At 48.3% G+C, this 25,273-nt stretch carries 19 protein-coding genes; 8 read left to right on the forward strand and 11 right to left on the reverse strand.

The window, feature by feature from the left end:
* The first annotated feature begins 160 nt into the window (after positions 1 to 160).
* Positions 161 to 1,285 carry an alanine dehydrogenase gene (gene ald / locus KO512_RS02315; RefSeq protein WP_215950726.1) on the forward strand — a complete coding sequence of 375 codons (1,125 nt, stop codon included), beginning with the start codon at positions 161 to 163 and terminating at the stop codon, positions 1,283 to 1,285.
* Positions 1,286 to 1,738: 453 nt separating this feature from the next.
* On the opposite strand, the gene uvrB is transcribed toward ald, so the two are convergent.
* Positions 1,739 to 3,751 (reverse strand): excinuclease ABC subunit UvrB, encoded by a 2,013-nt coding sequence (gene uvrB / locus KO512_RS02320; protein ID WP_215950727.1) that lies wholly within the window; start codon positions 3,749 to 3,751, stop codon positions 1,739 to 1,741.
* A 260-nt stretch (positions 3,752 to 4,011) separates the two neighbouring features.
* Between uvrB and KO512_RS02325 the strand changes: the two genes are divergently transcribed.
* From KO512_RS02325 to KO512_RS02345, 5 genes are all read left to right on the forward strand, one after another.
* On the forward strand, positions 4,012 to 5,193 hold the full coding sequence (locus tag KO512_RS02325) for a pyridoxal phosphate-dependent aminotransferase (protein WP_215950728.1): 1,182 nt from the start codon (positions 4,012 to 4,014) through the stop codon (positions 5,191 to 5,193).
* A 204-nt stretch (positions 5,194 to 5,397) separates the two neighbouring features.
* On the forward strand, positions 5,398 to 6,030 hold the full coding sequence (locus KO512_RS02330) for a TetR/AcrR family transcriptional regulator (protein WP_215950729.1): 633 nt from the start codon (positions 5,398 to 5,400) through the stop codon (positions 6,028 to 6,030).
* On the forward strand, positions 6,020 to 7,081 hold the full coding sequence (locus tag KO512_RS02335; protein ID WP_252734745.1) for an efflux RND transporter periplasmic adaptor subunit: 1,062 nt from the start codon (positions 6,020 to 6,022) through the stop codon (positions 7,079 to 7,081). Before KO512_RS02330 ends, KO512_RS02335 begins: the two co-directional genes overlap by 11 nt.
* A 2-nt stretch (positions 7,082 to 7,083) precedes the next feature.
* Positions 7,084 to 10,158: an efflux RND transporter permease subunit gene (locus KO512_RS02340; protein WP_215950731.1), complete on the forward strand. Its 3,075-nt coding sequence runs from the start codon at positions 7,084 to 7,086 to the stop codon at positions 10,156 to 10,158.
* Positions 10,155 to 11,465, forward strand: coding sequence for a TolC family outer membrane protein (locus KO512_RS02345; RefSeq protein ID WP_303493054.1), 1,311 nt, complete (start codon positions 10,155 to 10,157; stop codon positions 11,463 to 11,465). Before KO512_RS02340 ends, KO512_RS02345 begins: the two co-directional genes overlap by 4 nt.
* Before the next feature lie 150 nt (positions 11,466 to 11,615).
* On the opposite strand, the gene KO512_RS02350 is transcribed toward KO512_RS02345, so the two are convergent.
* On the reverse strand, positions 11,616 to 12,416 hold the full coding sequence (locus KO512_RS02350) for a substrate-binding periplasmic protein (RefSeq protein ID WP_215950732.1): 801 nt from the start codon (positions 12,414 to 12,416) through the stop codon (positions 11,616 to 11,618).
* Positions 12,417 to 12,525: 109 nt separating this feature from the next.
* Here KO512_RS02350 and KO512_RS02355 point away from each other — a divergent pair, with 109 nt between their 5' ends.
* Positions 12,526 to 15,552, forward strand: a complete 3,027-nt coding sequence (locus tag KO512_RS02355; RefSeq protein WP_215950733.1) for an EAL domain-containing protein — start codon at positions 12,526 to 12,528, stop codon at positions 15,550 to 15,552.
* Between the two features lie 60 nt (positions 15,553 to 15,612).
* Here the strand turns inward: KO512_RS02355 and mgtE are convergent, their stop codons facing one another.
* The 6 genes from mgtE to ectA form a co-directional block, all read right to left on the reverse strand.
* On the reverse strand, positions 15,613 to 16,962 hold the full coding sequence (gene mgtE / locus KO512_RS02360) for a magnesium transporter (protein ID WP_215950734.1): 1,350 nt from the start codon (positions 16,960 to 16,962) through the stop codon (positions 15,613 to 15,615).
* A gap of 129 nt (positions 16,963 to 17,091) precedes the next feature.
* Positions 17,092 to 18,549, reverse strand: coding sequence for an aspartate kinase (locus KO512_RS02365; RefSeq protein ID WP_215950735.1), 1,458 nt, complete (start codon positions 18,547 to 18,549; stop codon positions 17,092 to 17,094).
* Positions 18,550 to 18,637: 88 nt separating this feature from the next.
* A complete protein-coding gene (thpD, locus tag KO512_RS02370; RefSeq protein ID WP_252734747.1) occupies positions 18,638 to 19,537 on the reverse strand; it encodes an ectoine hydroxylase in 900 nt (299 codons plus the stop codon).
* Positions 19,538 to 19,554: 17 nt separating this feature from the next.
* Positions 19,555 to 19,959: an ectoine synthase gene (locus KO512_RS02375; RefSeq protein WP_215950737.1), complete on the reverse strand. Its 405-nt coding sequence runs from the start codon at positions 19,957 to 19,959 to the stop codon at positions 19,555 to 19,557.
* 139 nt (positions 19,960 to 20,098) lie between these two features.
* On the reverse strand, positions 20,099 to 21,406 hold the full coding sequence (gene ectB, locus KO512_RS02380; RefSeq protein ID WP_215950738.1) for a diaminobutyrate--2-oxoglutarate transaminase: 1,308 nt from the start codon (positions 21,404 to 21,406) through the stop codon (positions 20,099 to 20,101).
* 65 nt (positions 21,407 to 21,471) lie between these two features.
* Positions 21,472 to 21,966 carry a diaminobutyrate acetyltransferase gene (gene ectA, locus KO512_RS02385; RefSeq protein ID WP_215950739.1) on the reverse strand — a complete coding sequence of 165 codons (495 nt, stop codon included), beginning with the start codon at positions 21,964 to 21,966 and terminating at the stop codon, positions 21,472 to 21,474.
* Between the two features lie 288 nt (positions 21,967 to 22,254).
* Here ectA and KO512_RS02390 point away from each other — a divergent pair, with 288 nt between their 5' ends.
* Complete coding sequence (locus tag KO512_RS02390) at positions 22,255 to 22,734, forward strand: MarR family winged helix-turn-helix transcriptional regulator (RefSeq protein WP_215950740.1); 480 nt, start codon at positions 22,255 to 22,257, stop codon at positions 22,732 to 22,734.
* A 43-nt stretch (positions 22,735 to 22,777) separates the two neighbouring features.
* Here KO512_RS02390 and KO512_RS02395 read toward each other — a convergent pair whose 3' ends face one another.
* The 3 genes from KO512_RS02395 to dcd form a co-directional block, all read right to left on the reverse strand.
* Positions 22,778 to 23,581, reverse strand: a complete 804-nt coding sequence (locus KO512_RS02395; protein WP_215950741.1) for a hypothetical protein — start codon at positions 23,579 to 23,581, stop codon at positions 22,778 to 22,780.
* Between the two features lie 385 nt (positions 23,582 to 23,966).
* Positions 23,967 to 24,608: a hypothetical protein gene (locus KO512_RS02400; RefSeq protein ID WP_215950742.1), complete on the reverse strand. Its 642-nt coding sequence runs from the start codon at positions 24,606 to 24,608 to the stop codon at positions 23,967 to 23,969.
* Positions 24,605 to 25,171 carry a dCTP deaminase gene (gene dcd, locus KO512_RS02405; protein WP_215950743.1) on the reverse strand — a complete coding sequence of 189 codons (567 nt, stop codon included), beginning with the start codon at positions 25,169 to 25,171 and terminating at the stop codon, positions 24,605 to 24,607. Before dcd ends, KO512_RS02400 begins: the two co-directional genes overlap by 4 nt.
* Positions 25,172 to 25,273: the final 102 nt, after the last annotated feature.

The following is a 25,273-nucleotide window of genomic DNA, read 5'->3' on the forward strand; positions in this document are numbered from 1 at the left end:
CACCCTAGGTTATTACTGTATTTCGGTCATGGCTGCCGCTATATTTCTTCTAATAAGTCATTTACAGAATATAAATCTCTTAAAGCAGTGCTAAGTTAAAAGCAGCTACATAAAAATAATCATAATAAAGATATTACATCCCCTAAGAGGAGTGTTCCGTATGCTGATCGGTATCCCCAAAGAGATTAAAAATAACGAATATCGGATAGGCATGACCCCAGCCGGCGTGCGAGAACTCGTCAGCCACGGTCATCAAGTGATGGTGCAGCGTGATGGTGGCACGGCTATCGGTTTATTGAATGAACAATATACGGCAGCAGGAGCCACTCTAATTGATACCGCCGCCGAGATTTTCAAAAGTGCAGAAATGATCATCAAGGTAAAAGAGCCGCAACCGGACGAGTGTAAGATGTTGCGGCCGGGCCAGCTATTATTTACCTACCTCCACCTAGCACCCGATCCAGAGCAAACCCGCTTACTAATAGCCTCGGATGCCATCGCTATCGCCTATGAAACCGTCACCGACCCACAAGGTGGCCTACCGCTGCTAGCCCCCATGAGTGAAGTGGCTGGGCGTATGTCTATTCAAGCCGGCGCCCATGCGTTGGAAAAAGCTCAGGGCGGCATGGGTATTCTGCTCGGTGGCGTACCGGGTGTAGCACCCGCCAAAGTCACCGTTATTGGCGGTGGTGTTGTCGGTATTAATGCCGCCCGCATGGCGATGGGCCTTGGCGCCGACGTGACCATTCTCGACCGCTCGATTCCCCGTTTAAAAGCCCTCGATGAGCAGTATGGACCACAGCTAAAAACGCTCTACTCGAGTGTTGAAACCATCGATGCCGAAGTCAGTCATGCCGACCTCGTCATCGGTGCCGTGTTGATACCCGGCGCAGCAGCTCCGAAGTTGGTCACTCGGGAGATGCTAAGCACGATGAAGAAGGGGTCAGTTCTGGTGGATGTAGCGATTGATCAGGGCGGCTGTTTTGAAACCTCCCACGCCACCACTCATGAGGAGCCGACCTATGAAATCGACGGAGTGATCCATTATTGCGTTGCGAATATGCCCGGCGGTGTCGCTCGCACCTCAACTTTTGCCCTGACGAACGCCACCCTCCCCTTTGCCTTGGCACTCGCTGATAAAGGTTATCAACAGGCGTTGCAAGATGACCCTCATCTCATGAATGGGCTGAATGTATACCGAGGCAAAATAACCTGCAAAGCGGTTGCCCAGGCACTCCACTATGATTATTTTTCCCCTACGGAAGCGATAGACGCGGCACAATGAACCTCGTAGGGGTCGATGAGCTTGTAAGCCACATCAAAAAACCTCAACAGCCATCGCCACGGGACGCGGCTCCCACAAACAGCACCCATTTCGGGTAGGGTGTGGTGAGCTTTGCGAACCGCACCGGTATTCACGCGAAACATTTAGAGGATAATCGGCACCGATGGTGCGGTTCATGCTTCACCGCACCCTACCTATCGGCGGTTATTTTGGGGCTGGTGAGCTTTACGAACCACATAAAAAACCTCAACAACCATCGCCACGGGACACGGCCCCCACACACCTCAGCCCATTTCGCGTAGGGTGCGGTGAGCTTTGCGAACCGCACCGGTATTGAAACGAATGATGTGGTGGATAATCGGCACCGATGGTGCGGTTCATCCTTCACCGCACCCTACCTATCGGTGGTTATGTTGGGGCTGCTGGCTTGCGAACCGCACCACTCCTATCGCCTTACAGCCCACTATGTTTAAGTTTTTCCAATTGATCACGGTATTGAGCCGCTTTCTCAAATTCCAGATTTTTAGCCGCTTCATACATCTGATCTTCCAAGCGACTCATCGCCTTGGCCAATTCCTTGGTGCTAAGTTTCTTCGGATCGATCTGATATTCCGCCACCGGCTCAGCGGCTTTACGACCGGTTTGCGTTTTACGGCCAGGAATCGCCGAAGCCCCCTCCATAATATCGGCCACCGATTTTTGAATCCCTACGGGGGTGATACCATGTTCTTTATTGTAGGCAATCTGCTTATTGCGGCGGCGTTCGGTTTCATCCATCGCCCGCTGCATTGAACCTGTCACCCGATCGGCATAGAGAATTGCCCGACCATTAATATTTCGGGCCGCCCGACCAATGGTCTGAATCATCGAAGTTTCAGAACGTAGAAAGCCCTCCTTATCCGCATCCAGAATCGCCACCAGCGACACTTCTGGCATATCGATACCTTCACGCAACAGGTTGATCCCCACCAGCACATCAAATTCACCGATACGCAGATCGCGGATAATCTCAACCCGCTCAACCGTATCGATATCCGAATGCAGATAACGCACCCGCACCCCATGCTCATCGAGATAGTCGGTGAGATCCTCGGCCATCCGTTTGGTTAGCACCGTGACCACAATACGCTGCCCTAAGGCAGCCACCTTATTAATCTCACCTAACAGGTCATCCACCTGAGTCAGCGCGGGGCGAACCTCGACAATGGGATCAAGTAATCCGGTGGGACGTACCACCTGCTCGACCACTTGACCCGCATTGGCCGCCTCGTATTTGCTTGGCGTAGCCGACACCATGATCATCTGCGGCGCTTGACGCTCCCATTCTTCAAACTTCATCGGCCGGTTATCCAGCGCCGATGGCAAACGAAAACCATACTCCACCAAGGTTTCTTTACGGGAACGGTCGCCTTTATACATTGCCCCTAGTTGCGGAATGGTCACATGGGATTCATCCATGACGAGCAGAGCGTCATCGGGAAGATAGTCAAACAGAGTTGGCGGCGGATCGCCGGGATCTCGCCCTGAGAGGTAGCGGGAGTAGTTTTCAATCCCTGAGCAATAACCGAGCTCCTTGATCATCTCCACGTCATACATCACCCGTTGCTCAAGACGCTGCACCTCAACCAACTTATCATTACTGCGCAGCTGCTCTAAGCGAGGATGCAATTCTGCGAGAATCTTATCCACCGCTGCCAGCAGGGTTTCTCGAGGGGTAACATAATGGGATTTTGGATAGATAGTCGCCCGCGGCACACGGCGCAACACCGCGCCGGTAAGCGGATCAAAATAGCTTAAATTTTCAACTTCATCATCGAATAGCTCGATCCGCACCGCTTCTTTTTCCGATTCCGCCGGAAAGACATCGATCACATCACCGCGCACCCGATAGGTGCCTCGGTGTAGTTCAATATCGTTGCGGGTATATTGCAATTCGGCTAGACGGCGCAAAATAGTGCGCTGATCCGCCTGATCGCCTCGATCCAAATGCAACATCATCCCCAGATAAGATTTAGGATCACCCAAGCCATAGATCGCCGAAACCGTGGCGACGATAATGGCATCATCTCGCTCGAGCAGTGCTTTGGTGGCTGATAACCGCATCTGTTCGATATGCTCGTTGATCGAGGCATCCTTCTCAATAAAGGTATCGGATGAAGGTACATACGCCTCAGGCTGGTAATAATCATAATAGGAAACAAAATACTCGACCGCATTATTCGGGAAGAACTCGCGAAACTCACCGTAAAGCTGCGCCGCCAAGGTTTTATTGTGCGCCATAATAATAGTGGGTCGTTGCAGCTCGGCGATCACATTAGCAATGGTAAAGGTCTTACCTGAGCCTGTGACACCTAACAGTGTTTGCGCGGCAAGCCCGGCATGAATCCCATCAACCAAGCCTTTAATCGCGGCGGGTTGATCACCGGCGGGCTGAAACTTTGACTGTAGTTGGAAGCGCTGTTTCATATTCGATGTTCTTCGTTAATAACAGGAAAAAACTGAGCGGGACATTATACGCTTATGGAAAACTTTCTGCTGATAGATCGAGCAATGAAAGGAAAAACACCTAAATTTGTTTCATAACGACACTTTATTGCAATAAAGTTTATTTTTAACCATTTTCGACTATAAAAATGATTTTTCCGTCTCCAAGATTCCGGTATTATTTATCGGTTGAACACACCGTGGTACACGACCACTTTTTTTCAGAGGATATGGCTAGGACAATGCAACTTTCCGATCGCGTTAACAGCATCAAACCTTCTCCCACGCTGGCAGTAACGAATCGCGCTGCTGAATTACGCGCTGAAGGTAAAAACATTATTGGCCTGGGCGCCGGCGAACCTGATTTTGACACCCCGGATCATATTAAAAACGCTGCGATTGAAGCCCTCAACAACGGCTTCACGAAATACACAGCGGTTGATGGTACGCCTGGTCTGAAAAAAGCGATTATTGCAAAGTTCAAACGGGATAACGGCTTTGTCTACGAAGCCAATCAGATTCTCGTATCCTGCGGCGGTAAGCAAAGCTTTTTCAATTTGTCGCTAGCACTATTAAACCCCGGCGATGAAGTGATCATCCCCGCGCCTTACTGGGTATCCTATCCCGATATGGTATTGATGGGTGAAGGTGTGCCGGTCATTGTGACCACCACCCAGGAAGCCCGTTTTAAAATCACGCCGGCACAGCTAGAAGCGGCCATCACTGCCAAAACCCGCCTACTCGTACTGAACAGTCCATCTAACCCTACTGGGGTTGCTTATACTGAAGCAGAGCTACGAGCATTAGCCGATGTATTGGCGCAGCACCCAGATGTACTGGTTGCCACCGATGATATGTATGAACACATCCTTTATACCGATGCGCCGTTCATCAATATCCTTAACGTCGCGCCCGAACTCTATGACCGTACCATTGTGCTGAATGGTGTTTCTAAAGCGTATTCAATGACAGGCTGGCGTATCGGCTATGCCGCAGGGCCTGCTAAGCTGATTGGCGCGATGAAGAAAATACAATCGCAAAGCACCTCTAACCCAACGTCGATCTCACAGGTTGCTGCCCAAGCCGCACTGGATGGTGATCAGAGCTGCGTCGCCGAGATGGTTAAAGCTTTTAAACAACGTCATGACTTTGTGGTTGGAAAACTCAATGAGATTGAAGGCGTTGATTGCATCCCTGCCGACGGAACCTTTTATGCGTTCCCAAGCTTTCAACAGATCATCGACAATGATGATCGGTTTGCCAACGATATCGATCTTGCAGAGTTCCTGCTCATGGAAGCCGGTGTTGCACTTGTACCGGGTTCTGCCTTTGGCGCACCGGGCAATATGCGTTTATCCTTTGCAACCTCAATGGATATTCTTGAAGACGCGCTCAACCGCATCAAAGCGGCGTTAGAAAAATAATCATTTTGCACAGTAAAAAAACCGGGCTTGCTCGGTTTTTTTTCGCCCCATATTCGTGCAACCCATTGCAACCTAATTAAGCTTGTGCACCATATTTGGTGGTTTACAAGTCATGACAAATTTTCTTTAATACTTCATTTGCATTTGCCAAGTCGGGACTTATAATCCTGCTCTTATCTTTTTAAGACGACCGGTCTAATCAAAATGACTCGACCTAAGAGAAATGAACACAATCGAGAAAGAATTCTGCAGACAGGGATGGAGTTGTTTAACCGCAAAGGTTATCACGGCACCGGATTAAAAGAGATTTTAGATACCTGTCAGGTGCCTAAAGGTTCTTTCTATAATTATTTTTCAAGTAAGGAGCAATTCGCGGTCGCCGTATTAGAATATAGCCACCAACTCGATGATGAAAAATGGGAGTCATGGAGCGCCATCACCAGCGGCGACATACGCACTCAGTTTCGCGCCTCACTGGACCTCTTCATCGAGGAATATAAAGAAGACCCGATGACAACCGGCTGCTTGCTCACCAACCTGATGGGTGAACTGGGTAATGCGAGTGATTCATTTCGTCAGATTATCGATTCATCCTGCAGCCGAGTCATCGATTGTATTGAAATACATTTTCAAAACGCACAACAGGAAGGGAGTTTTCGTGACGACCTTTCCGCACGGGCATTAGCTCAGTTATTCTGGGATTGCTGGCAAGGCGCATTACTGCGTACTAAAGTGGAAGCCTCCACCCAGCCCTTAAGTGACGCAGCCGATATGCTATGTACACTCTTTGCACCACTTAACCCGACCAACAGGGATGAAACACATCATGAAACTTAATCAACTTTTTGCCCCCCTAATTATCGGTGTGGCACTGAATATCGCTGTGCCAGCCCAAGCGGCGGGTCTACCGGCGGAAGTTGTCCATGTAAAAAGTGAACCGTTGGTTCATATGATTGAAGCCGTCGGGACACTCAATGCTAATGAGTCGATTATACTTCGCCCTGAACAGAGCGGAATCGTCGAAAAGGTGTTATTCACCGAAGGCGCACCGGTCAAGGCGAGTGATCAACTGATTGTGCTCGAATCGTCTCTTTATAAAGCCCAGCTGCAGGAAAGCAAAGCGCGGGTTAACCTTAGCCGTATCGACTACCAACGCGCCGATAGCCTAGTCAAAAAGCGGGTTGGCTCACAGCAAGATAAAGACTCCTCGCTGGCTCAGTTACAGGTTGATCAAGCTCAACAGGCTGTGGCACAAACAAAATTGAATAAAATGACCATCAGTGCCCCCTTCGATGGCGTTATCGGCTTACGTAAATTTAGCCCGGGTGACTATGTCAATATTGGTCAAGACCTCGTTCAGCTGACCGATATCAGCATTATGAAGGTCGATTTCAAAGTACCAGAAAATCAACTGTCAAACATCCGTATCGGACAACAGGTTAAGGTACTGATTGACGCTCTGCCGGGGGAAAGCTTCAGCGGCGAGATCTACGCGATATCACCTAATATTGATGCGCGTAACCATAACATCGCTATCCGGGCGAAAATAGAAAACCGTGATAATCTGCTGCGTGCCGGTCTATTTGCTCGGATACAAATCATCACTCAGATCGATAATCACGCGATCATGGTGCCAGAAGAAGCGATCATCCCGAAAAACAATGAATTTTTTGTCATGACAGTCACCGACGAAAAGATTGACATGGTTCCGGTTAAGCTAGGCATCCGTCGTAATGGCGCGGTTAACATTATCTCCGGCCTGTCCGTTGATCAGGTGATTGTAACAGCCGGTCAGCTCAAACTGTTCCCTGGATCGCCCGTTACACCGATTTTCGTTGATGGGACTGAACAGCCTTCAGCCCCAGCGGCTGAACAACCGGGAGCCTGAGCATGAGCCTTTCTGAAATCAGCATCAAGCGACCGGTACTCGCGATCGTCATGAGTCTGTTGATATTACTGGTGGGGGCGGTTTCCTATGATCGCCTGACCGTCCGAGAATATCCCAAAATTGATGTGCCGGTGGTTACCGTTGAAACCAGTTATCCCGGTGCCAGTGCATCTATTATTGAAACTCAAGTCACCCAAATCATTGAGGATTCACTTTCCGGTATTGAAGGCATTGACTATATCAGCTCGGTGAGTCGGTCGGAATCAAGCCAGATAACCGTGACATTCAAGCTAAGCCGCGACCCTGATGATGCCGCCAGTGATGTTCGCGACCGTGTCGGTCGAGTACGCGGTAACCTACCGGATGATGTCGAAGAGCCGATTACGGCGAAAACCGAAGCCGATGCTCAGCCGGTTTTCTGGCTAGCATTATCGTCCGATAACCATTCAATGATGGAGATCTCTGAGATCGCCGACCGAATGGTAAAAGACCCATTACAAACCGTCGATGGTGTGGCCAATGTGATGCTCTTTGGTGACCGTCGATTCGCCATGCGCATCTGGCTAGACCCCGCTCGTATGGCGGCTTATCAGATTATTCCACGGGACATCGAAGCGGCCCTTAGTAGCCAGAACATCGAAATTCCTGCGGGACGAATTGAAAGTAATCAGCGCGAATTCAGTGTGCTGTCCCGCACGGACTTGAATACGGTTGAGCAGTTCGAAAATATCATTATTCGTAATGAAAACAGCTATCCAGTACGAATTAAAGATGTTGCACGGGTAGAAATCGCCCCTGAAGATGAACGTAAAAAGTCACGTTTTAACGGTAAACCTGCCGTTGCACTCGGTGTCGTTAAGCAGTCCACCTCTAATCCACTGGATGTGTCCAACGGCATTCAAGAACGCCTGCCACAAATTAAAGCGGCACTGCCTGAAGGCGTTAATATTGAGATCGCCTATGACTCCTCAATCTTCATTTCGGAGTCAATTAAATCGGTCTTTCAAACGATTTTTGAAGCCAGCTTGCTGGTTGTCGCCGTTATCTTTTTCTTCCTGCGTAACATTCGCGCCACGTTAATTCCGATTGTGACCATTCCGTTATCCCTCGTCGGTTGCTTTGCACTGATGCTGATGATGGGGTTCAGTATTAACACCCTGACACTGCTCGCAATGGTATTGGCGATCGGCTTGGTGGTCGATGATGCGATTGTGATGCTGGAGAACATTTATCGCCACGTCGAAGAGGGCTTATCCCCGATTCAAGCGGCATTCAAAGGCAGTAAAGAGATCGGCTTTGCGATTATCGCGACCACCCTGACACTGGTTGCGGTATTTGCGCCTGTTGCCTTTACACCAGGACGTACCGGCAAGCTATTTACTGAGTTTGCACTCACATTGGCAGGTGCGGTATTGGTGTCTGGTTTTATCGCCCTGTCACTGTCTCCCATGATGTGCTCACGCTTACTCCACCATGAAAAACGTCACAGCTATATCTTCAACCTGATCGAAGGCTGGATAGTCAGCTTAACCAACGGCTATCAGTCACTGTTGAAAAAAGTACTACGCTCACGGTTGTTGGCAGTTGTTATCATGGTCGGTAGTCTTGTCGGTGCAGGCTTCCTGTTTAATCAACTACCGCAGGAACTGGCCCCCGTCGAAGACCGTGGTACGATTCTGGCTATGTCTATCTCTCCTGATGGTGCCTCTGTCGACTATGTCGACCGTTACGCTAAACAGGTTGAAGGAATGCTGGCGAAGCAAACCTCTGCGGATCGCTATTTCACCATCGTTGGTTTTCCAACAGAGACGAACTCCATGTCATTCCTTGGCCTTAAACCTTGGGACGAACGAAGCCAAAAGCAGCAGGGGATCGTTGCCGAACTCACGCCACAGCTGTTTGGCGGCGTAATCGGAACCATGTCATTTGCGATGAACCCACCCTCGCTAGGACAGAGCTTTATCTCTCGTCCGGTGGAATTCATTATCAAATCCAATACCGATTTTGCTGAGCTTAAGACAATCTCCGATCAGTTGATGGCGCGTATCTTGAAAAATCCGGGCTTTATTCAACCGGATATCGACCTCAAGTTGAACAAACCTGAACTAACATTGATCGTCAATCGGGATCAAGCGTCTGAAATGGGGCTGGATATCAACCTGATCGGACGTAGCATCGAGACTTACATGGCCAGTCGTAATGTTACTCGCTTTAAAAAGGATGGTGATCAGTACGATGTTATTCTGCAGGTAGAGCCCTCTTTGCGCCGCAGCCCAAGCGATCTAAGCAATCTATATTTGCGGACCAATGATGGCCATATGGTTCAACTGAGTTCAGTCGTCGATATTCACGAGAGTGTTGCGCCTAAAGAGCTAAACCATTTTGATAAGATGAAAGCGGTTAAATTCCAAGCCATTCTGGCGCCGGGCTACAGTGTCGGTGAAGCACTGGACTTTATTGAACAACAAATGGCAGAAATCAGCCCAGAAACACTCTACGACTTCGGCGGACAATCCCGCGAATTCAAGAAGTCCGGTAGCGGTCTGATACTGACGGCAGCTTTAGCACTCGTCTTTACCTTTTTGGTTCTGGCGGCGCAGTTTGAAAGCTTCCGTAACCCGATGATTATCATGTTATCAGTACCACCCGCACTGTTTGGTGGCCTGTCGGCTCTGTACTTTACCGGTGGCAGCCTGAATATCTACAGCCAGATAGGTTTGATTACCTTGATAGGTTTGATTACCAAGCATGGTATTCTCATAGTAGAATTTGCCAACCAGCTTCAGGATCAGGGGCGCGATTTACAAGAAGCCATTATTGAATCGGCCACCATGCGTTTACGCCCTATTCTGATGACCACCGGCGCGATGGTGCTCGGCACCATACCGTTGGCCATTGCCTTTGGTGCTGGTGCAGAGAGCCGCCAGCAAATAGGTTGGGTTATCGTCGGCGGTTTGACATTCGGTACCTTGTTAACCTTATTTATCGTACCGACAGTTTACAGCTATTTAGGCCGGCGCCTGTTCAAAAAAGTAGAGCCGGACATTCAACTTATGGAACAAGGATCAGAGCAGTGAAAGCAATTAAACGTACCATTCATCGTACTCTGCTGGCTACAGCCATCAGCTGTGCCCTGGTTGCTCCGCACGTCAGTGCTGGGGCACTGACCAACATTTACCAACAAGCGCTGGCCCAAGATCCGCAACTTAAAGCGGCAGAAGCGGCAGCTAAAGCGGGCCAAGAAGCGCTACCTCAAGGCCGTGCCGGATTATTACCCACGCTTTCTCTGACGGGTAACACCACTTGGGTCAATTACAACTCCACCGACTATAACAACAATGGCTATACCGTCAGCTTAAGCCAACCATTATTTTCGGCTGCGGCGTGGTTTACCTATAAACAGGGTATCGCTCAATCTGAGGCCGCATCACTTCAGTTTGATCAGGCACAGCAAACGTTGATTCTGCACGTGGTAACTAGTTATCTTGATGTATTACGGGCACAAACAGCCCTAGAAACGTCGCAAGCCGAAGAGCGAGCGATTAAGCGTCGTCTTGATCAGGTAAACGCACAGTTCGAAGTAGGTCTAATCGCCATTACCGATGTTCAGGAAGCTCAGGCCACCTACGACAATGCCAAGGTTACCCGTATTCTCGCTGAAGGCGATCTCGATAATAGCTTCCAAGCACTGGAACGACTTACCGGACAGCCCGTAGGTAGCATTGACCCGCTAGCGACAAATTACCCTGTGGAAAACATCAGCCCAATAGAACCCCAGGCTTGGATCGAAAAAGCTCAAGAGGGCAACCTAGCGCTTAAAGTAGCCCAAGCGACCACCGAAGCAGCCCGTCGTCAATCACAAGCCGCCGCCAGTGGCCGCCTACCGACCCTGTCGCTTACCGTTAGCCATGATAAGGATAGCGGCTCATCGAGCTATCCCAACGGAGACTGGGAAACCAATCAGATCGGCTTAAGCCTGTCGATGCCCATTTACTCTGGCGGTTCCATCAACTCACTTAGCCGTCAAGCTAAATACGGTTTTAGCGAAGCCCAATATAATCAGGACGACGCCCTTCGTGGGGTGATTCTTGAAACCCGTAATTTGTTACGCAACCTGCAGACCGGAGTACTCAGTGTAGCCGCGCGTAAGCAGAGTATTCTATCGAGTGAAACCGCATTAAATGCCACAGAAGAAGGCTTCAATGTGGGTACCCGAAATGTGGTCGATGTCTTACAAGCAGAACAGCAGCTTTATACGGCTCAACGCGACTATGCCAATGCCCGTTTCGATTACATTCAGAACCTGTTTAACTTCAAGCAACAGATCGGCACCCTTAGCCCTGACGATGTTATCGGCCTCGATCAGTGGATGAAAAAAGACTAAGGGTATTGTTGCCCACACCCAAAAAATACAATTAAAAAAGGCGGATATCAGTGATATCCGCCTTTTTCCGTTTGAGGTAACCGCATAAGCTGAGCATTAAAATTAGCCTATTGCTCACTCGATGGCACATTCAACACCTTACTTAAAAATTCAGTCGTCCACCAAGATCTCAGTAAGGCCATTCTTCTCGGCATACTCTGCTAGTTTCCCACTGGTTTTCATCTTCAGCAAAAAAGCATCAATCTCTTTTAGCCAGTCTGTTTCCCCTTTGGGCACCGCATAGGCATAATTAGTCTTCGCAAAGGGTTTATCCGGTGCTAACAAAACGGCCCAACTGGTCAATGCAACCATCCGTTTTCCATAGGGATAATCGCCCATAAATACATCGGCCCGGCCACTGAGCACTTCCTGCTCACGCGCTTTAAAGCTATCCACCACGGAAACATCTGCATACTTAAATCTTGCTTTAACCACGGGCTCCATATAGGTGCCTTTTTGCACCACAACCACCACGCCGTCTCTATCAATTTTATCCCAGCTATCTAACTGATCATTATCTTTTGTACCTACCGCATAGATACCACTCGCGAGATAGGGTTGAGAAAACTCCATAAAGGGTTTTCGGTCATCACGCACACCTATCGCATGCATCGCAATATCACAGGCATCATTTCCCATATTCTCGACCAATTGAGAAAATGAGCTCTCCACAAAGGTAAGTTTAACGTTCATGCTCTTGGCCAACTCACGGGCCATATCAATATCAATACCTTCTAGCCGATGCGTACGGGGGTTACGGTAACTGATGGCAAAATAATCCGGCCAGATACAAACCTTAATTTCCCCAGCCACCCGAATCTTTTCAGCCCGTTCACTGGCGAATACAGAGTTAACACCGATAGCCATAACAGCAGCGATAAATAACGAAGGGATCTGATACTTATTCTTCATAAACATGACTTCCTGAGTGGTGGCTGGAATCAAATGGTTTCTAAGGTACAATATCTTATGTGAGCTATGGCGGTGTTTGTAGCGTTTCTTTGATTTAAGTTGTAAATATATGCGCAAATATGATGTAAAAAAGCCCCCTTCTTTTGCAAAATGGCTCTATGGAGGACTGATTTGTGCGATCAGTCTGATCTGCATTACGCTGTGGCTCAGCTTTCTTCAGAGCATTGATGAAAGAAACGAACGGTCAGCGCTCTATGCTCGGATGATTGAAAGCACCATTACCCGAACATTTGAAGCCCTAGAGATCACCCTCATCTCGCTCACAGATGATCTGCGCGAGGGCAACCTGAGTGCAGCACATATCAATAATATGCGCGACCGAGCACTGAAAACACTGAAATTTGCCCCACAACTACGTCAAATAGTGGTGGTCAAAGGCAACAATACCATTATCGATACACACGATAATGCAAACAATAATATCAACCTGAATATTCTAGGCTTAAATAACCCCAACCGCAGCCCCTTCTCCTTAGGCATGGTGATCGGCACACCGCTCAAGGGACGTTTTCTCCCCAAAGAAGGCTATTTTCCTGAAGAGGGTAATCTTCGTAGTTTAATCCCAATCGGTTTTGAAACCCTTGCCGCAGACGGTGACAAGCTACTAATTATTGCCACCTTTAACCCTAGCTATTTCAAACGCTATATCAATGACCTCAATTTAGAAAAATCCGATAGCGTTTACCTAACCGACTTTGCTGGCAATGCCTTGCTACAAAAAGGTCTCTATGGCCCCAACCGCCCCCGTGTTATCGGCAACCTCAAGGCCGCATTAGCCGAAAATGCCGATGCTGAAAATGTTAACCGGTCACTCAGTTCGGTTGAATTCTCTAGTATTAGTATGGAGCTACTCTCTAAATATCCATTGGCCGTATCTGTCGTGACAGACCATAAACGCTCCTTGGTCCTTTGGCTGAAACAAAAAAATGGTCTGATACTGATTCTGTTCATCGCCATCAGTGCGCTCATCGCTGGTACCTATTTTGTCGTGCGCCTGAGCAAAAACGCACTCGAAATGAAAGATGAAGTACACCTGCTGTCTGAAGTCGTCGAACACAACCCAACCATTATTGTGATAACCGACCCAGATGGCTCTATCGAATATGTAAACCGAAGTTTCGAAACCGTAACCGGCTATAATCGTAACGAAATTATTGGCCAAAACCCTCGCTTTCTCAAATCCGGTGATATGGCCGATAATGAATATGAAGCGATGTGGCAGACACTGGTGGATGGCGAAACGTGGACCGGTGAGTTTCATAATAAACATAAAAATGGCACGCTGTATTGGGAAAATGCATCCATCAGCCCACTCATTAATGATGACGGCGTCATCACCCATTTTATCGCCCTCAAACGCCCGATTACCGAAGAAAAAGAAGCCCAAGAAAAACTCCGACTCGCTTCAGAGGTCTTCGGTGCCGCTGCTGAGGCGATCATGGTCACGGACCAACAAAATCGCATTCAGATGGTAAACCCTTCGTTTGAATCGATCACCGGCTATCAACAATCTGAAGTTTTAGGTAAAAATCCCGCCATACTAAAATCTGGAAAACACACCGATAACTTCTATAAAACCGTTTACGAAGAGCTTGAAAAGACGCATTTATGGGAAGGTGAGATCTGGAATCGACGTAAGAATGGCGAACTCTACCCTCAATGGGTGGTCATCTCCTCTCGCTATGACCCGAAAGGCAATCTTGAAGGTTATGTCACGCTGTTCAGCGATATAACTAAACGTAAGCATAATGAAGCGGTTATTATTCATCAGGCAAACTACGATGCACTAACCGGACTACCTAACAGAAACCTGTTCGATGACCGTCTAAATCAGGCCATTGCGTTTTCAGAACGTAGCCAAACGAAAGCGGCGCTGATATATCTCGACCTCGACCGTTTCAAATATGTCAACGACACATTCGGCCACTACACCGGTGACCTGTTACTCCAGCAGGTAGCTGATCGGTTACAGGCCTGTGTCCGTAAAAGCGATACCGTTGCCCGACTCGGTGGTGATGAGTTCGCCATTATCGTGCCCGAACTAGAAAAACTATCAACCATCGATAAGATTGCCGATAAAGCCCTAAGCGCTCTTGTCCGGCCTTATCAGCTTGACGGCCACGAGGCTTATATCTCCTGCAGTATCGGTATCGCCATCTATCCAGACAATGGTGCTATCAGCGAAAAGCTGGTGATCAATGCCGATAACGCCATGTATAAAGCGAAAGAAGCTGGACGCAATACCCGCGAATACTTTAATGAAGAGATGAACGAAGTCTCAAGAAAACGCAGCCTGCTTGAGCAGAACATTTATAAAGCCTTAGAACGAGGCGAGTTTTATTTGGTCTACCAACCTATCTGGTCAACGGATGGCCAGAGTATTGAATCGGTGGAAGCCTTGATTCGCTGGCAGCATCCAGAAAGAGGCACGATTTCACCACTGGAATTCATTCCGCTAGCGGAAGAGTCTGCACTCATTCATAGCTTAGGTGAGTGGGTTATCCAAGAGGCTTGCCAGTTTGCCAAACAACTTCGCATTAGCTTCGGTGAAGCGCCGGTACAAACGCCCAAGGTCAGTATCAATATTTCCAGTGCGCAGTTCCTTCGGGGCAACGTCGCCGATATATTAAATAGAGAGTTGATGGCACTTGAGCTCAGTGGAACCGATATTATCGTCGAGATCACCGAAAGTGCACTGATGATGGATCAGAAGAGAATATACAACCAACTCGATAATATCGTCTCGCAAGGTATCGATATCGCCATTGATGACTTCGGTACCGGCTATTCATCCCTCAGCTATCTGAAAAAATATCCCGTCAAACGCTTAAAAATTGATAAATCATTTATTGATGATCTAGTGTTCGATAAAGATGATCAGGCGCTGGTATCAGGGATTATCTCACTGGCCAACTCTCTATCTTTAAAAACTATCGTCGAAGGTGTAGAAACACAGGAGCAGCTCGATATTCTGCGACAATATGGCTCACCGATGATACAGGGTTACTTATTGGCTAAACCAATGACCAATGAGCTACTACTGGACCTGCTAAAGAGCCGTCTAGCCACTGTTTAAACGGGACGCCGACAAGCGCTTAAGGGATTAAGCGCTTGGGCTTTGATCAAACCACGCCTATCAGATCAATACTTTGGCTAAGCCGAGGAACGAGAAAAAACCAATGGCATCGGTAAAGGTGGTCAACACCACGCTGCCAGCTACCGCAGGATCGATAGCCAACCGCTGAAGAATCAGCGGAATAAAGATCCCCCCGATTACACCGGTAATCAACACAATCATCAACGCTATGCCGAACACCGCGCCGAGCATCGGATCGCCAAACCAATACAGCGCAATAGCCGCCACCGTCAACGCCCAGACAATACCATTCAGGAATACTACCGAGGCTTCATGGATAATTAGCTGGGTGATATTAGTGCGGCCTATTTGATTTAATGCCAACCCTCGGGTGACGATGGTCAGTGTTTGCGACCCCGCCACGCCGCCCATACTCGCCACCACGGGCATTAAGACCGCCAGTGCGATCAATTGCTCGATGACCGCTTCAAATAGCCCGATCACCCAAGCCGCGACAAACGCTGTTACTAAATTAATCCCTAACCAATAGCCACGCTTATACGCGCTGCTTAGAATCGGCGAAAACATATCGGTATGGTTTTTCAAACCGGCAGAACTCAGCATTTTCGCATCGGCCTGCGCCTGAATCACATCGACCACATCATCGATGGTGATACGCCCGAGCAAGCGGTAATTACCATCGACAACGGGGGCAGACAGCAGGTCACAATCTTGGAATATACGCGCAACCTTTTCTTGGCTGGCATCAACGGGGATCGCCTGAAAGCTATCATCGAGAATATCCGCGACTAAAGTGTCCGTAGGCAACGAAACAACATCACTGAGGGGCAATACACCTAATAGTTTATTATTTCGATCAACCACCATTAAGCTATCAAATTGTTCAGGCATCTCGCCTTCTTTATTTCGTAGCAGGCGCAAATAACGTAACACAGAGAGAATAGATACATCCGCCCTGACGGCCGTGGTATCGGTATCCATCAAACCGCCCGCAGTATTATCAGGATAATGCTTGACGCTGTTATAGCGGCGTTTACGCAACTCATCCATCGCGGCGATCATGGCGTTGATCACCGTGCCGGGCAGATCCTCGTCGATATCGGCCAGTTCATCGGGCTGTAGTAGAAACAAGCTTTCTAACAGCTCATCGTGGGAGGTGTGATCAATCAGATACTGACGGATATCACCATTAACGCTATTGAGCACACCGGCGCGCTTTTGAACATCCAACACATCCCAAATCACACTACGCTTTTCGGGGGCGGAACCCTCAATCAATCGGGCCGTTTCACTGGCACTCACCTCGGCCAGCAGATTATTGAGTGTTACCTCATCCTCTCGCTCGATCGCTGTGTGAATCTGATCAATACGTAGATTTCCCTGAGACATGCATAGCACTCCTGATATTAAACGAACTGAACGTCATCACCGCTCAACAGCTCTGCTATCGACATGGCTAACAACGGTATAACGTTCAGGCTGCTAACTTATCAGTTTCTGGCACCATCGAACATAGTATTAATTCAGCCGTTGCGCCGAGTAGCTCGACAAGCAGATCGCCCGACCATGATGGTGGACCTCGACCAGTGCCTTATGCAGGCTTTTAATCGTGACATCATAGTCGCTTTCTTGGATCACAAACTGCATATCCACCTGCCGCATCGACTGATGAATAGCTAACACACTGACATCACCCTCAGCGATGGCGCACACGGCTTTTGCCAGAATGCCTGGCACTTCCATATCGCTGCCAATCGCCGACACGATAGCCACCTTCTTGTGGTCTAATTCTGCATCAGAGAAACGTTCGGCCAGGGCGGCACGAATGCGTTTAACCGTTTTCAGGTTAGTCGCCAAATAGTGGGTAATCGTATTGGCATTCACATCTTTAGAGACAACCTGTGCCCGAAAACGCTTAATCAGCGCTAAGATCTCGCGATCATAATCTTCGAGACTGCCAGCCATATCCTGATCAAACAGTTCCAGTGCATAAACGCCACGGCAGCCGGCAATAATCTCGACCCGAGGCGTATCACTGACATAGTCACCGGTAATCAAGGTACCGGTATGTTCTGGCTCGAAGGTATTCTTTACTCGCAACGGCACATTGTGCTGACGCAATCCTTTCGCCGCTTTCGGGTGAATCGCTTCCATACCTAGATTGGCTAACTGATCGGCCACATCATAGTTGGTGCGACCAATAGGCACAGCGTTATCTTCACCCACGAGACGCGGATCGGCGCTGCTCAGGTGGAACTCTTTATGAATAACCGCTTCGCGAGCCTGTGTCAGCACGGCCAGACGACTAAAGGTCATCTCACTATAACCACGATCAAAGGAGGACATCAGGCCATCCTGACTATGGGCATAACCGGTCACAACCGGCAACTGTGTACTCAGATCCAGATGCTTAAACGCAGAACAGATACGCTCATCTAACGACATATGCCGATCAGTGTCCCAGCCGGTCAAATCGATATAACAGGCGTTTACACCATCTTTTTTTAACAGTTCAACCATATTCCAGGCACTGTGGGCTTCGCCGATACTGGCTAGCATCTCCCGCACCGTCGTTAGGTGAGCATCCAGCGCAAAGTGCCCATGCATACATAAGCTATGCAGATCCGTCAGACACTTTTGCGCATCCTGCAGTCGCTCATCAATAAAGTTATTGGCGCGAATCAGCGCGTTACCTTTACCAAACAACTTCAGGTTATGATCATACATCTCGCATTTCAGCTGCTCTAACGCCAATAACCAGCTACGGTCTTCAATGCTGCTCGCAAAAAGACCGTAAACCCCAGGCTGGCCACTGCGCTTATGCTCTAGCAATTTGTCGGTGATACCACCGTAGGCCGAGACAACAAACACCCGCTGATAGAGACTGTTAGGATTAGAGGGTTTAAAAATAATATTATCGCGTACCGACACATAATCAGACATCGATGTGCCGCCGATTTTTTCTATAGTATGCATAACTCTCAGAATTTTAGATAAATAGAATGTCGCCCTAGCCTGCACCTCGCGTTACCTTAAAAAAGGCAACGCAAGCAGCAGATGCCGGTTAGTTAGCCACCGGCACAATATGCTGACGGCTACAAATGTATTCCGGCCGTGCAGGCTGATTGCAAAAAGGCTCGACCACTCGGTTAGTCAGCGCGTTATATACAAAAAACACATTGGAACGGGGCGCTGGCGTAATATTGCCATTGGAGCCGTGCATCACATTACAATCAAACACAATCACACTACCTGGCTTACATTTCGCAGTAACGATAGAGCCATCGCCGATCAACTGCTTTAACTGATCATCCGAGGGAACGCCATATTCTTGCTTTTTCAACGACGTTTTAAAGTGGCTTTCCGGTGTTTCACCAGCACAGCTTGCAAACTGGCGATGCGAACCTGGCACCAACATCAGTGAGCCATTGAAATCAAAATTCTCGGTCAGCGTGATCGACATACTCAGCGCCCGCATCCTTGGCATTCCATCTTCAACGTGCCAAGTTTCGAAATCAGAGTGCCAATAAAACTCTTTACCGCGAAATCCCGGCTTAAAGTTCAATCGAGACTGATGGATATACACCTCATCGTTAAGAATATAACGGGCCAACGAAGCTAAACGGGGATCGGACGCCAGCTTCTTAAACAGGGCGCTGCGCTCATGCACCCGAAAGATGGAGCGCACTTCACCACTGCCCGACTCGGTAATGGTTTCTGAAGGTTTACCCTCTTTATCAGTGGTTAAGCGCTCCATTTCCTGCTGAAACATCCGTATTTCAACATCCGAAAACAGATCATCAAGCACCACGAAGCCATTTTTGACATAGGCGTCAATCTGCTCCTGGGCGATCGGTGCTGCACGATCATTCGGAGCATACACTGTGGGATCATGCCGTGGGGTAAACTGATGCACACCTTGGCGAGATGGATAGTGATCCTCGTAAGATTGCGAGGCTAACATACTCTCTCCTTCGGTTTTCATGCTGTAACAGTATCAGCATTCAGTTCGTAGGCTCCTTCTGCGTTATGCACTTCTTTACCGTTCAGCGGCGGGTTAAACACACAGGCCATTTTCATCTCTTCGAAAGCCCGTAGAATATGCTTATCATGCTTATCTAACACATACAGAGTGCCCGCTTTAATCGGATAAACTTTGCCATCGGCTAAGGTTTCAATCTCCCCTTCTCCTGAGACGCAATACACAGATTCCAGATGATTCTGATAATGCATACCGAAATCGGCGCCTTTATAAATAGTCGTGATATGGAATGAAAAACCCATATTGTCGTCTTTCAGCAGCATCCGCGTGCTTTCCCAATTGCCATCCGGCGATACAATGCGGCGATTACTTTGTTCTGCTGCGGCTAAATCACGAACGATCATATTATTCCCTTTTAATTCAATTATGGTGTGTGTTGCTGGCCTCAAGAGCAGGCGCAACTCGCGCCCTAAAACAGCTTTCCGCCGGCAACCAATGGCGCGTCAACGTCACGCCGAGTGCATCAATCCATCAACCGCCAGATCAACTCGCCAGCACGATAGGATCGAAATACTTTTTCTGCTTCGGAATACGGTCTTCTTTGGCGCAGACTTCACGAATCGCGCTCTCGAGAATATCGATACCCGTTGCTAGGTTTTCCATAGTGATAATCAACGGACAAAGCAACTTAACAACCTGATCATCGGCACCACTGGTTTCGATCATCAAACCATTCTTAAACGCGATGGTGGTAATTTTGTCCGCCAGTTCACCGTTCACACAGCTAATGCCCTGAAACATACCGCGGCCACGGGTAGTAAAGTTGCCATTGCCATACTCTTCAACAATGCTTTCCAAGCGCTGTGAAATATAACGGCCCTTCTCCTTCACCTCTTTTGAGAAGGTATCATCCGACCAATAACTATTGATCGCCGCCGTCGCCGTGATGAAAGCAAAGTTGTTACCACGGAATGTGCCGTTGTGCTCGCCGGGCTTCCATAGATCCAACTCTGGGCGGAACAATACGACAGCGAACGGCAAACCATAGCCGCCCAACGATTTCGACAGCGTGACAATATCTGGTTTAATACCGGCTTCTTCAAAGCTGAAGTAAGTGCCGGTGCGGCCACACCCCGCCTGAATATCATCAACAATCAACAGCACCTCATGCTTCTTACAAACTTGATCTAGGTTTTTTAACCATTCAAAGCTAGCCGCATTAATACCGCCTTCACCCTGCACCGTTTCGACAATAACCGCGGCGGGCTTATCGATACCGCTACTGGAATCGCTCAACACTTTATCCAGATAGACAGTGGTATCGATATCATCGCCAAGATAGCCGTCATAAGGCATTCGGCTCACACCACTTAGGCTCACGCCTGCAGCACCTCGGTGGTGAGAGTTACCCGTTGCGGCCAGTGCGCCCATCGTCACACCATGGAAACCGTTAGTGAAGCTGATAATGTTTTCACGGCCAGTCAGGTTCCGCGCCAATTTCAGCGCCGCCTCTACCGCATTCGTTCCGGTCGGCCCCGTAAACTGCATCACATAATCTAAATTACGCGGCTTCAGAATTTTCTCGTTAAACGCTTCGAGAAATTCCCCTTTTGCTTTGGTATGCAGATCCAAACCATGGGTAATACCATCGCTATGGATATATTCCAGCAACTTTTCTTTAAACAGCGGATTGTTGTGACCGTAATTCAGCGTGCCGGCACCGGCGAGAAAATCGAGATAGCGATTACCATCTTCATCATAGAGAAATTCGGCTTGCGCCTTGTTAAAAATACGTGGAAACGAACGAGCATAAGACTGAACTTCAGATTCAATCTGTTCAAAAATTTTCATAACAGTACTCTTAGTTATTTAAAACTTAATTAGTCAAAAATGAATTTATATAGCTATACGAAGGATTAGCGCGATAGGGGGCCGATACGTGCCAAAAACTCAGAATCGTGCTTATCGTTGAAATGATCTTTGCTATCGAATATCAGAGAGCGTTCGAGAGCGGCACCGCAGTCATCTGCCAACCGATTAAAAAGTGCCCAAGAAGCACGATTATCAGCTGTGATGGTGGTCTCAATATGGGTCACGGAGACAGCGGTTTTACGTGCGACCAATGTTTGAAGCATCTTGCTTGCAAGGCCCATTCCTCTGGCTTCTGGGGCGATAGCCACCTGCCAGATAAAGAGCACAGAAGGGTCTTTCGGTTGCTGATATCCACTCACGAAACCCACCACTTCACCATCACTTTCAGCCAGCACAGAGGTGTCTGAAAAATGGCTACATTGCAGCAGGTTACAGTAACAGGAGTTGCTATCTAATTCGGGTATATGACTAATGAGAGTATTAACAGGGTCGCCATCGACAGCCCTAGGTTTGCGTAAGGTTACGCTTGCAATATCCATTGATCCTCAAATATTTAGAATTACTTTTATTTAGCTTTACGATTTACTTTTATATTATAAAACATACTAAAAACAGATAAACAACGCTATTTTGATGAAAAATGCACCAAAAAACGCCACAAACACGTTTAACTCATCGCATTTGCGCCAATATAACACAACTAAACCAAAATTATTAATTAGATATGCTAATTATATTTTCGTTCAGGCTCTAAATCGTTCCCATCCCATAGATTATAGGGACAGATATCCGTAGAATAACCAACCAAAATTGACACGAGATAAGCCATGGAAAACAGCCAGAAGGCACTGGTATTGCTGCGTCAGATTATTCGCTCGACCGATATGCAAGATAAAGAGATCAGCCGCGGCACTGGGGTGACGCCACCACAGCTGATGGTCATGCAAACACTCCGAGAGAATACCCAACTCACCAGCGGCGAACTCGCCAAAGAGATGGTGTTAACTCAGGCCACTATCACCAGCATTCTTGATCGTTTGGAAAAAAAGGAATTGGTCGCCCGCGAACGGGGCAAAGATGACAAACGCAAAGTGTGGGTCAGCCTAACAGATAAAGGCACCGAACTAATGAAAGGCGCGCCGACCACGCAGCAGGATATTTTTGTCAGGAATTTTGAAGATATGCAGAACTGGGAACAGTCTATGGTGGTGGCCAGCCTAGAACGGATCGCCTTTATGCTCAACGCACAACACCTAGATGCCGCACCACTGCTGGATATCGGGGAACTGGATCGCACTCAGCAATAAGCTGCAAAAAATGACGACACACGATCGGCGTCGTCAAATATAATCAGTGGATAACCGGCTCGCTGGCATCACCCCCCGGCAGCAGTGGATGACCATTACTATCGGTGCCTAGCGCGCCCTGCTCTACCGCTAACTCTAGCAGTTGAGAAATCACCATCTGGGTGATATGCGCGCTGATAATCATACCCGCCGGTGGATCGCCCTCGAACAGGGCTTCATCGACCATACCATCACCTCGCAACCCCAACAATAACGGGTTTTCTTGTACTAATGGTGCAATATCATCTGGGGCAAACAGGGAGTATTCAGAAGCTACTTGCAGCGCCAAGCTATACGCATCCTCTTTGGGTGCATCGCCCAACAACCCCGCATAGGCCGACTCGGCACGGCTCATCACTCCGGTCAGTAAACTCTCACCCGGTTTAACGAGATTTTCACGTGCTGTGTCTGACGTACTGTAATCGACTTCGGTTACATCGAGCTCTGGCAACGCCAACTCCTCGGCATCAAGCTGCAGACGTCCATCCTCTCCCAACTCTAGCCAATTATTATCGAGGGCAATATCGATCAACCCCTCCATCATCGCCGCCGCAATATTGGCACTGATAATCATGCCGACACAGGGGTTTTCGCGTTCGCTCTCACTCACGACAAGCGCCCCGCGACGGGCTGCCAGCAGCGTTGGATCTTCAGCCACCACACGCGCCAATTCATCAGCACCGAGATAGAGTCGCTCGTTACAGATTTTTTCTGCCGTGGTATAGGGGTAACGCCCGCCCCCAGTCTCCATCAAATCCAGATAGTCAGCTCTTACCTGCGATATCAGCGTTGTTAATAACTGGCTCATATTTATCTCCGTAATGCCGCAGCCCACAGCATCATTGAATATTAGTCGATCAGCTGACAAGCAGCTAATCATCACCTATACAGAATAGGTTATCACTTAAACATAGCTCTAAACGATCCCTTAACATCAACCCTCGCCTCATCGATGCATGACGAGATTAGCGCGACTCACATCAGCCTAATGTTTAATGCTTAACAGCCGAAAAAATAAAGAGAGGCAGGACTCCTTATAACAGACTCAGACTCCATACCTCTACGAACAAAAATAAGAAGAGGATATATCATGTCTAACTGGATACTCTGGAACAACGCGGCGGATGAAGATAACGAAGAGGGGAGCATCTACATTCTTTCAGACAACTAACGCCTCGATTAACGCCATCGATTCAATGATAGGTTAGCCCGATCGGGCTAATCTGATGACGCCGCTGATCAAAACAGCTGCGCAACGTCGATAAAGGCTGTAGTGCATAATCAACTGGGTCAACAGGCAGATCATACCAGTCCAAGGTGGAAACCCGGGTCATCAGATCGTATTCGCCAATCAAAGCATCCAGATAGATCATCACGGCCTCGATACGTGGTTCCATATCCAACGAAGCGGGCAGATCCTGCATATAAATATCCAGATGGTAGCGCCCAGATTCGACCCGAAAGCCGAACCAAAACTCGTCCAATTGAAACTGCTCATCGCCAAAGTTAACCGTCGCCGGCACAGGATCATAGCGATTATTAAACGCGACGAAGCTAACACCACCGATATCAGGTGCCGCACCCACCAAGGTCAGCACCGAACTTATTGATTCAGGATAACCATCACAGCCGAACACCATCTCAACATTACCCTCCCCTTCTTCACGCTCAAAGTGAAAGGTCAGATTCGCATCGATGCTTCTCAGGCTTTTACTGTATTCCAGCAACAGGGATTCATTTTCAAACTGGCTCTCAGACTCGCTGATTAACAACCGTTCGATCGTCTGTTCTACTTGCTGCCAGAAACTCTGAATTTTTTTACTTGCTTCAATCATGTACGAGGAACAACCACTCCGGTTTGACCCTGATATTTACCATCACGATCCTTATATGAGGTTTCACATACTTCATCCGCCCCTAGAAACAACATCTGAGCGACACCTTCGTTGGCATAAATTCTCGCGGGCAAGGGTGTTGTATTGGAAAACTCAAGGGTCACATGACCTTCCCACTCAGGCTCCAACGGCGTGACATTGACAATGATGCCACAACGAGCGTAAGTGCTTTTGCCGAGGCAAATAGTCAACACATCCCGAGGGATCCGAAAATACTCAACCGTACGCGCCAGCGCAAAGGAGTTCGGCGGGATAATGCAAACATCGGATTTCACATCAACAAAGCTACCATCGTCGAAATTTTTCGGATCGACAATAGAGGAATTAATATTGGTGAAAATTTTAAATTCATCAGCACAACGAACATCATAACCATAACTAGATGTACCATAAGAGATCAGTTTTTCATCTCCTCGGCGACGTACCTGACCCGGCTCAAAAGGCTCGATCATGCGCTGTTCCAAAGATCTACGACGAATCCAGCTGTCAGATTTGATACCCATCTTTTCAGTTCCAGTTGTATGTTAATTGTGCGGCCGCACATAATATCGTTTTTGCTCAAAAAAAACCGCACTTTTACAAAAAAAATGCGGTAAGTTCTCACC

The sequence above is a fragment of the Amphritea atlantica genome (assembly GCF_018860855.1).
Classification (GTDB): Bacteria; Pseudomonadota; Gammaproteobacteria; order Pseudomonadales; family Balneatricaceae; genus Amphritea; species Amphritea atlantica_A.

Bases quoted from the DNA above. Each gene is read 5' to 3' on its own strand.
- ectA (WP_215950739.1), bottom strand. From the start codon at position 21,966: ATGGATATTGCAAGCGTAACCTTACGCAAACCTAGGGCTGTCGATGGC.
- KO512_RS02335 (WP_252734745.1), top strand. From the start codon at position 6,020: ATGAAACTTAATCAACTTTTTGCCCCCCTAATTATCGGTGTGGCACTG.
- thpD (WP_252734747.1), bottom strand. From the start codon at position 19,537: ATGTTAGCCTCGCAATCTTACGAGGATCACTATCCATCTCGCCAAGGT.
- ectB (WP_215950738.1), bottom strand. From the start codon at position 21,406: ATGAAAATTTTTGAACAGATTGAATCTGAAGTTCAGTCTTATGCTCGT.
- KO512_RS02395 (WP_215950741.1), bottom strand. From the start codon at position 23,581: ATGAGCCAGTTATTAACAACGCTGATATCGCAGGTAAGAGCTGACTAT.
- KO512_RS02355 (WP_215950733.1), top strand. From the start codon at position 12,526: ATGCGCAAATATGATGTAAAAAAGCCCCCTTCTTTTGCAAAATGGCTC.
- uvrB (WP_215950727.1), bottom strand. From the start codon at position 3,751: ATGAAACAGCGCTTCCAACTACAGTCAAAGTTTCAGCCCGCCGGTGAT.
- KO512_RS02325 (WP_215950728.1), top strand. From the start codon at position 4,012: ATGCAACTTTCCGATCGCGTTAACAGCATCAAACCTTCTCCCACGCTG.
- KO512_RS02375 (WP_215950737.1), bottom strand. From the start codon at position 19,959: ATGATCGTTCGTGATTTAGCCGCAGCAGAACAAAGTAATCGCCGCATT.
- KO512_RS02340 (WP_215950731.1), top strand. From the start codon at position 7,084: ATGAGCCTTTCTGAAATCAGCATCAAGCGACCGGTACTCGCGATCGTC.
- ald (WP_215950726.1), top strand. From the start codon at position 161: ATGCTGATCGGTATCCCCAAAGAGATTAAAAATAACGAATATCGGATA.
- dcd (WP_215950743.1), bottom strand. From the start codon at position 25,171: ATGGGTATCAAATCTGACAGCTGGATTCGTCGTAGATCTTTGGAACAG.
- mgtE (WP_215950734.1), bottom strand. From the start codon at position 16,962: ATGTCTCAGGGAAATCTACGTATTGATCAGATTCACACAGCGATCGAG.
- KO512_RS02330 (WP_215950729.1), top strand. From the start codon at position 5,398: ATGACTCGACCTAAGAGAAATGAACACAATCGAGAAAGAATTCTGCAG.
- KO512_RS02350 (WP_215950732.1), bottom strand. From the start codon at position 12,416: ATGAAGAATAAGTATCAGATCCCTTCGTTATTTATCGCTGCTGTTATG.
- KO512_RS02365 (WP_215950735.1), bottom strand. From the start codon at position 18,549: ATGCATACTATAGAAAAAATCGGCGGCACATCGATGTCTGATTATGTG.
- KO512_RS02390 (WP_215950740.1), top strand. From the start codon at position 22,255: ATGGAAAACAGCCAGAAGGCACTGGTATTGCTGCGTCAGATTATTCGC.
- KO512_RS02400 (WP_215950742.1), bottom strand. From the start codon at position 24,608: ATGATTGAAGCAAGTAAAAAAATTCAGAGTTTCTGGCAGCAAGTAGAA.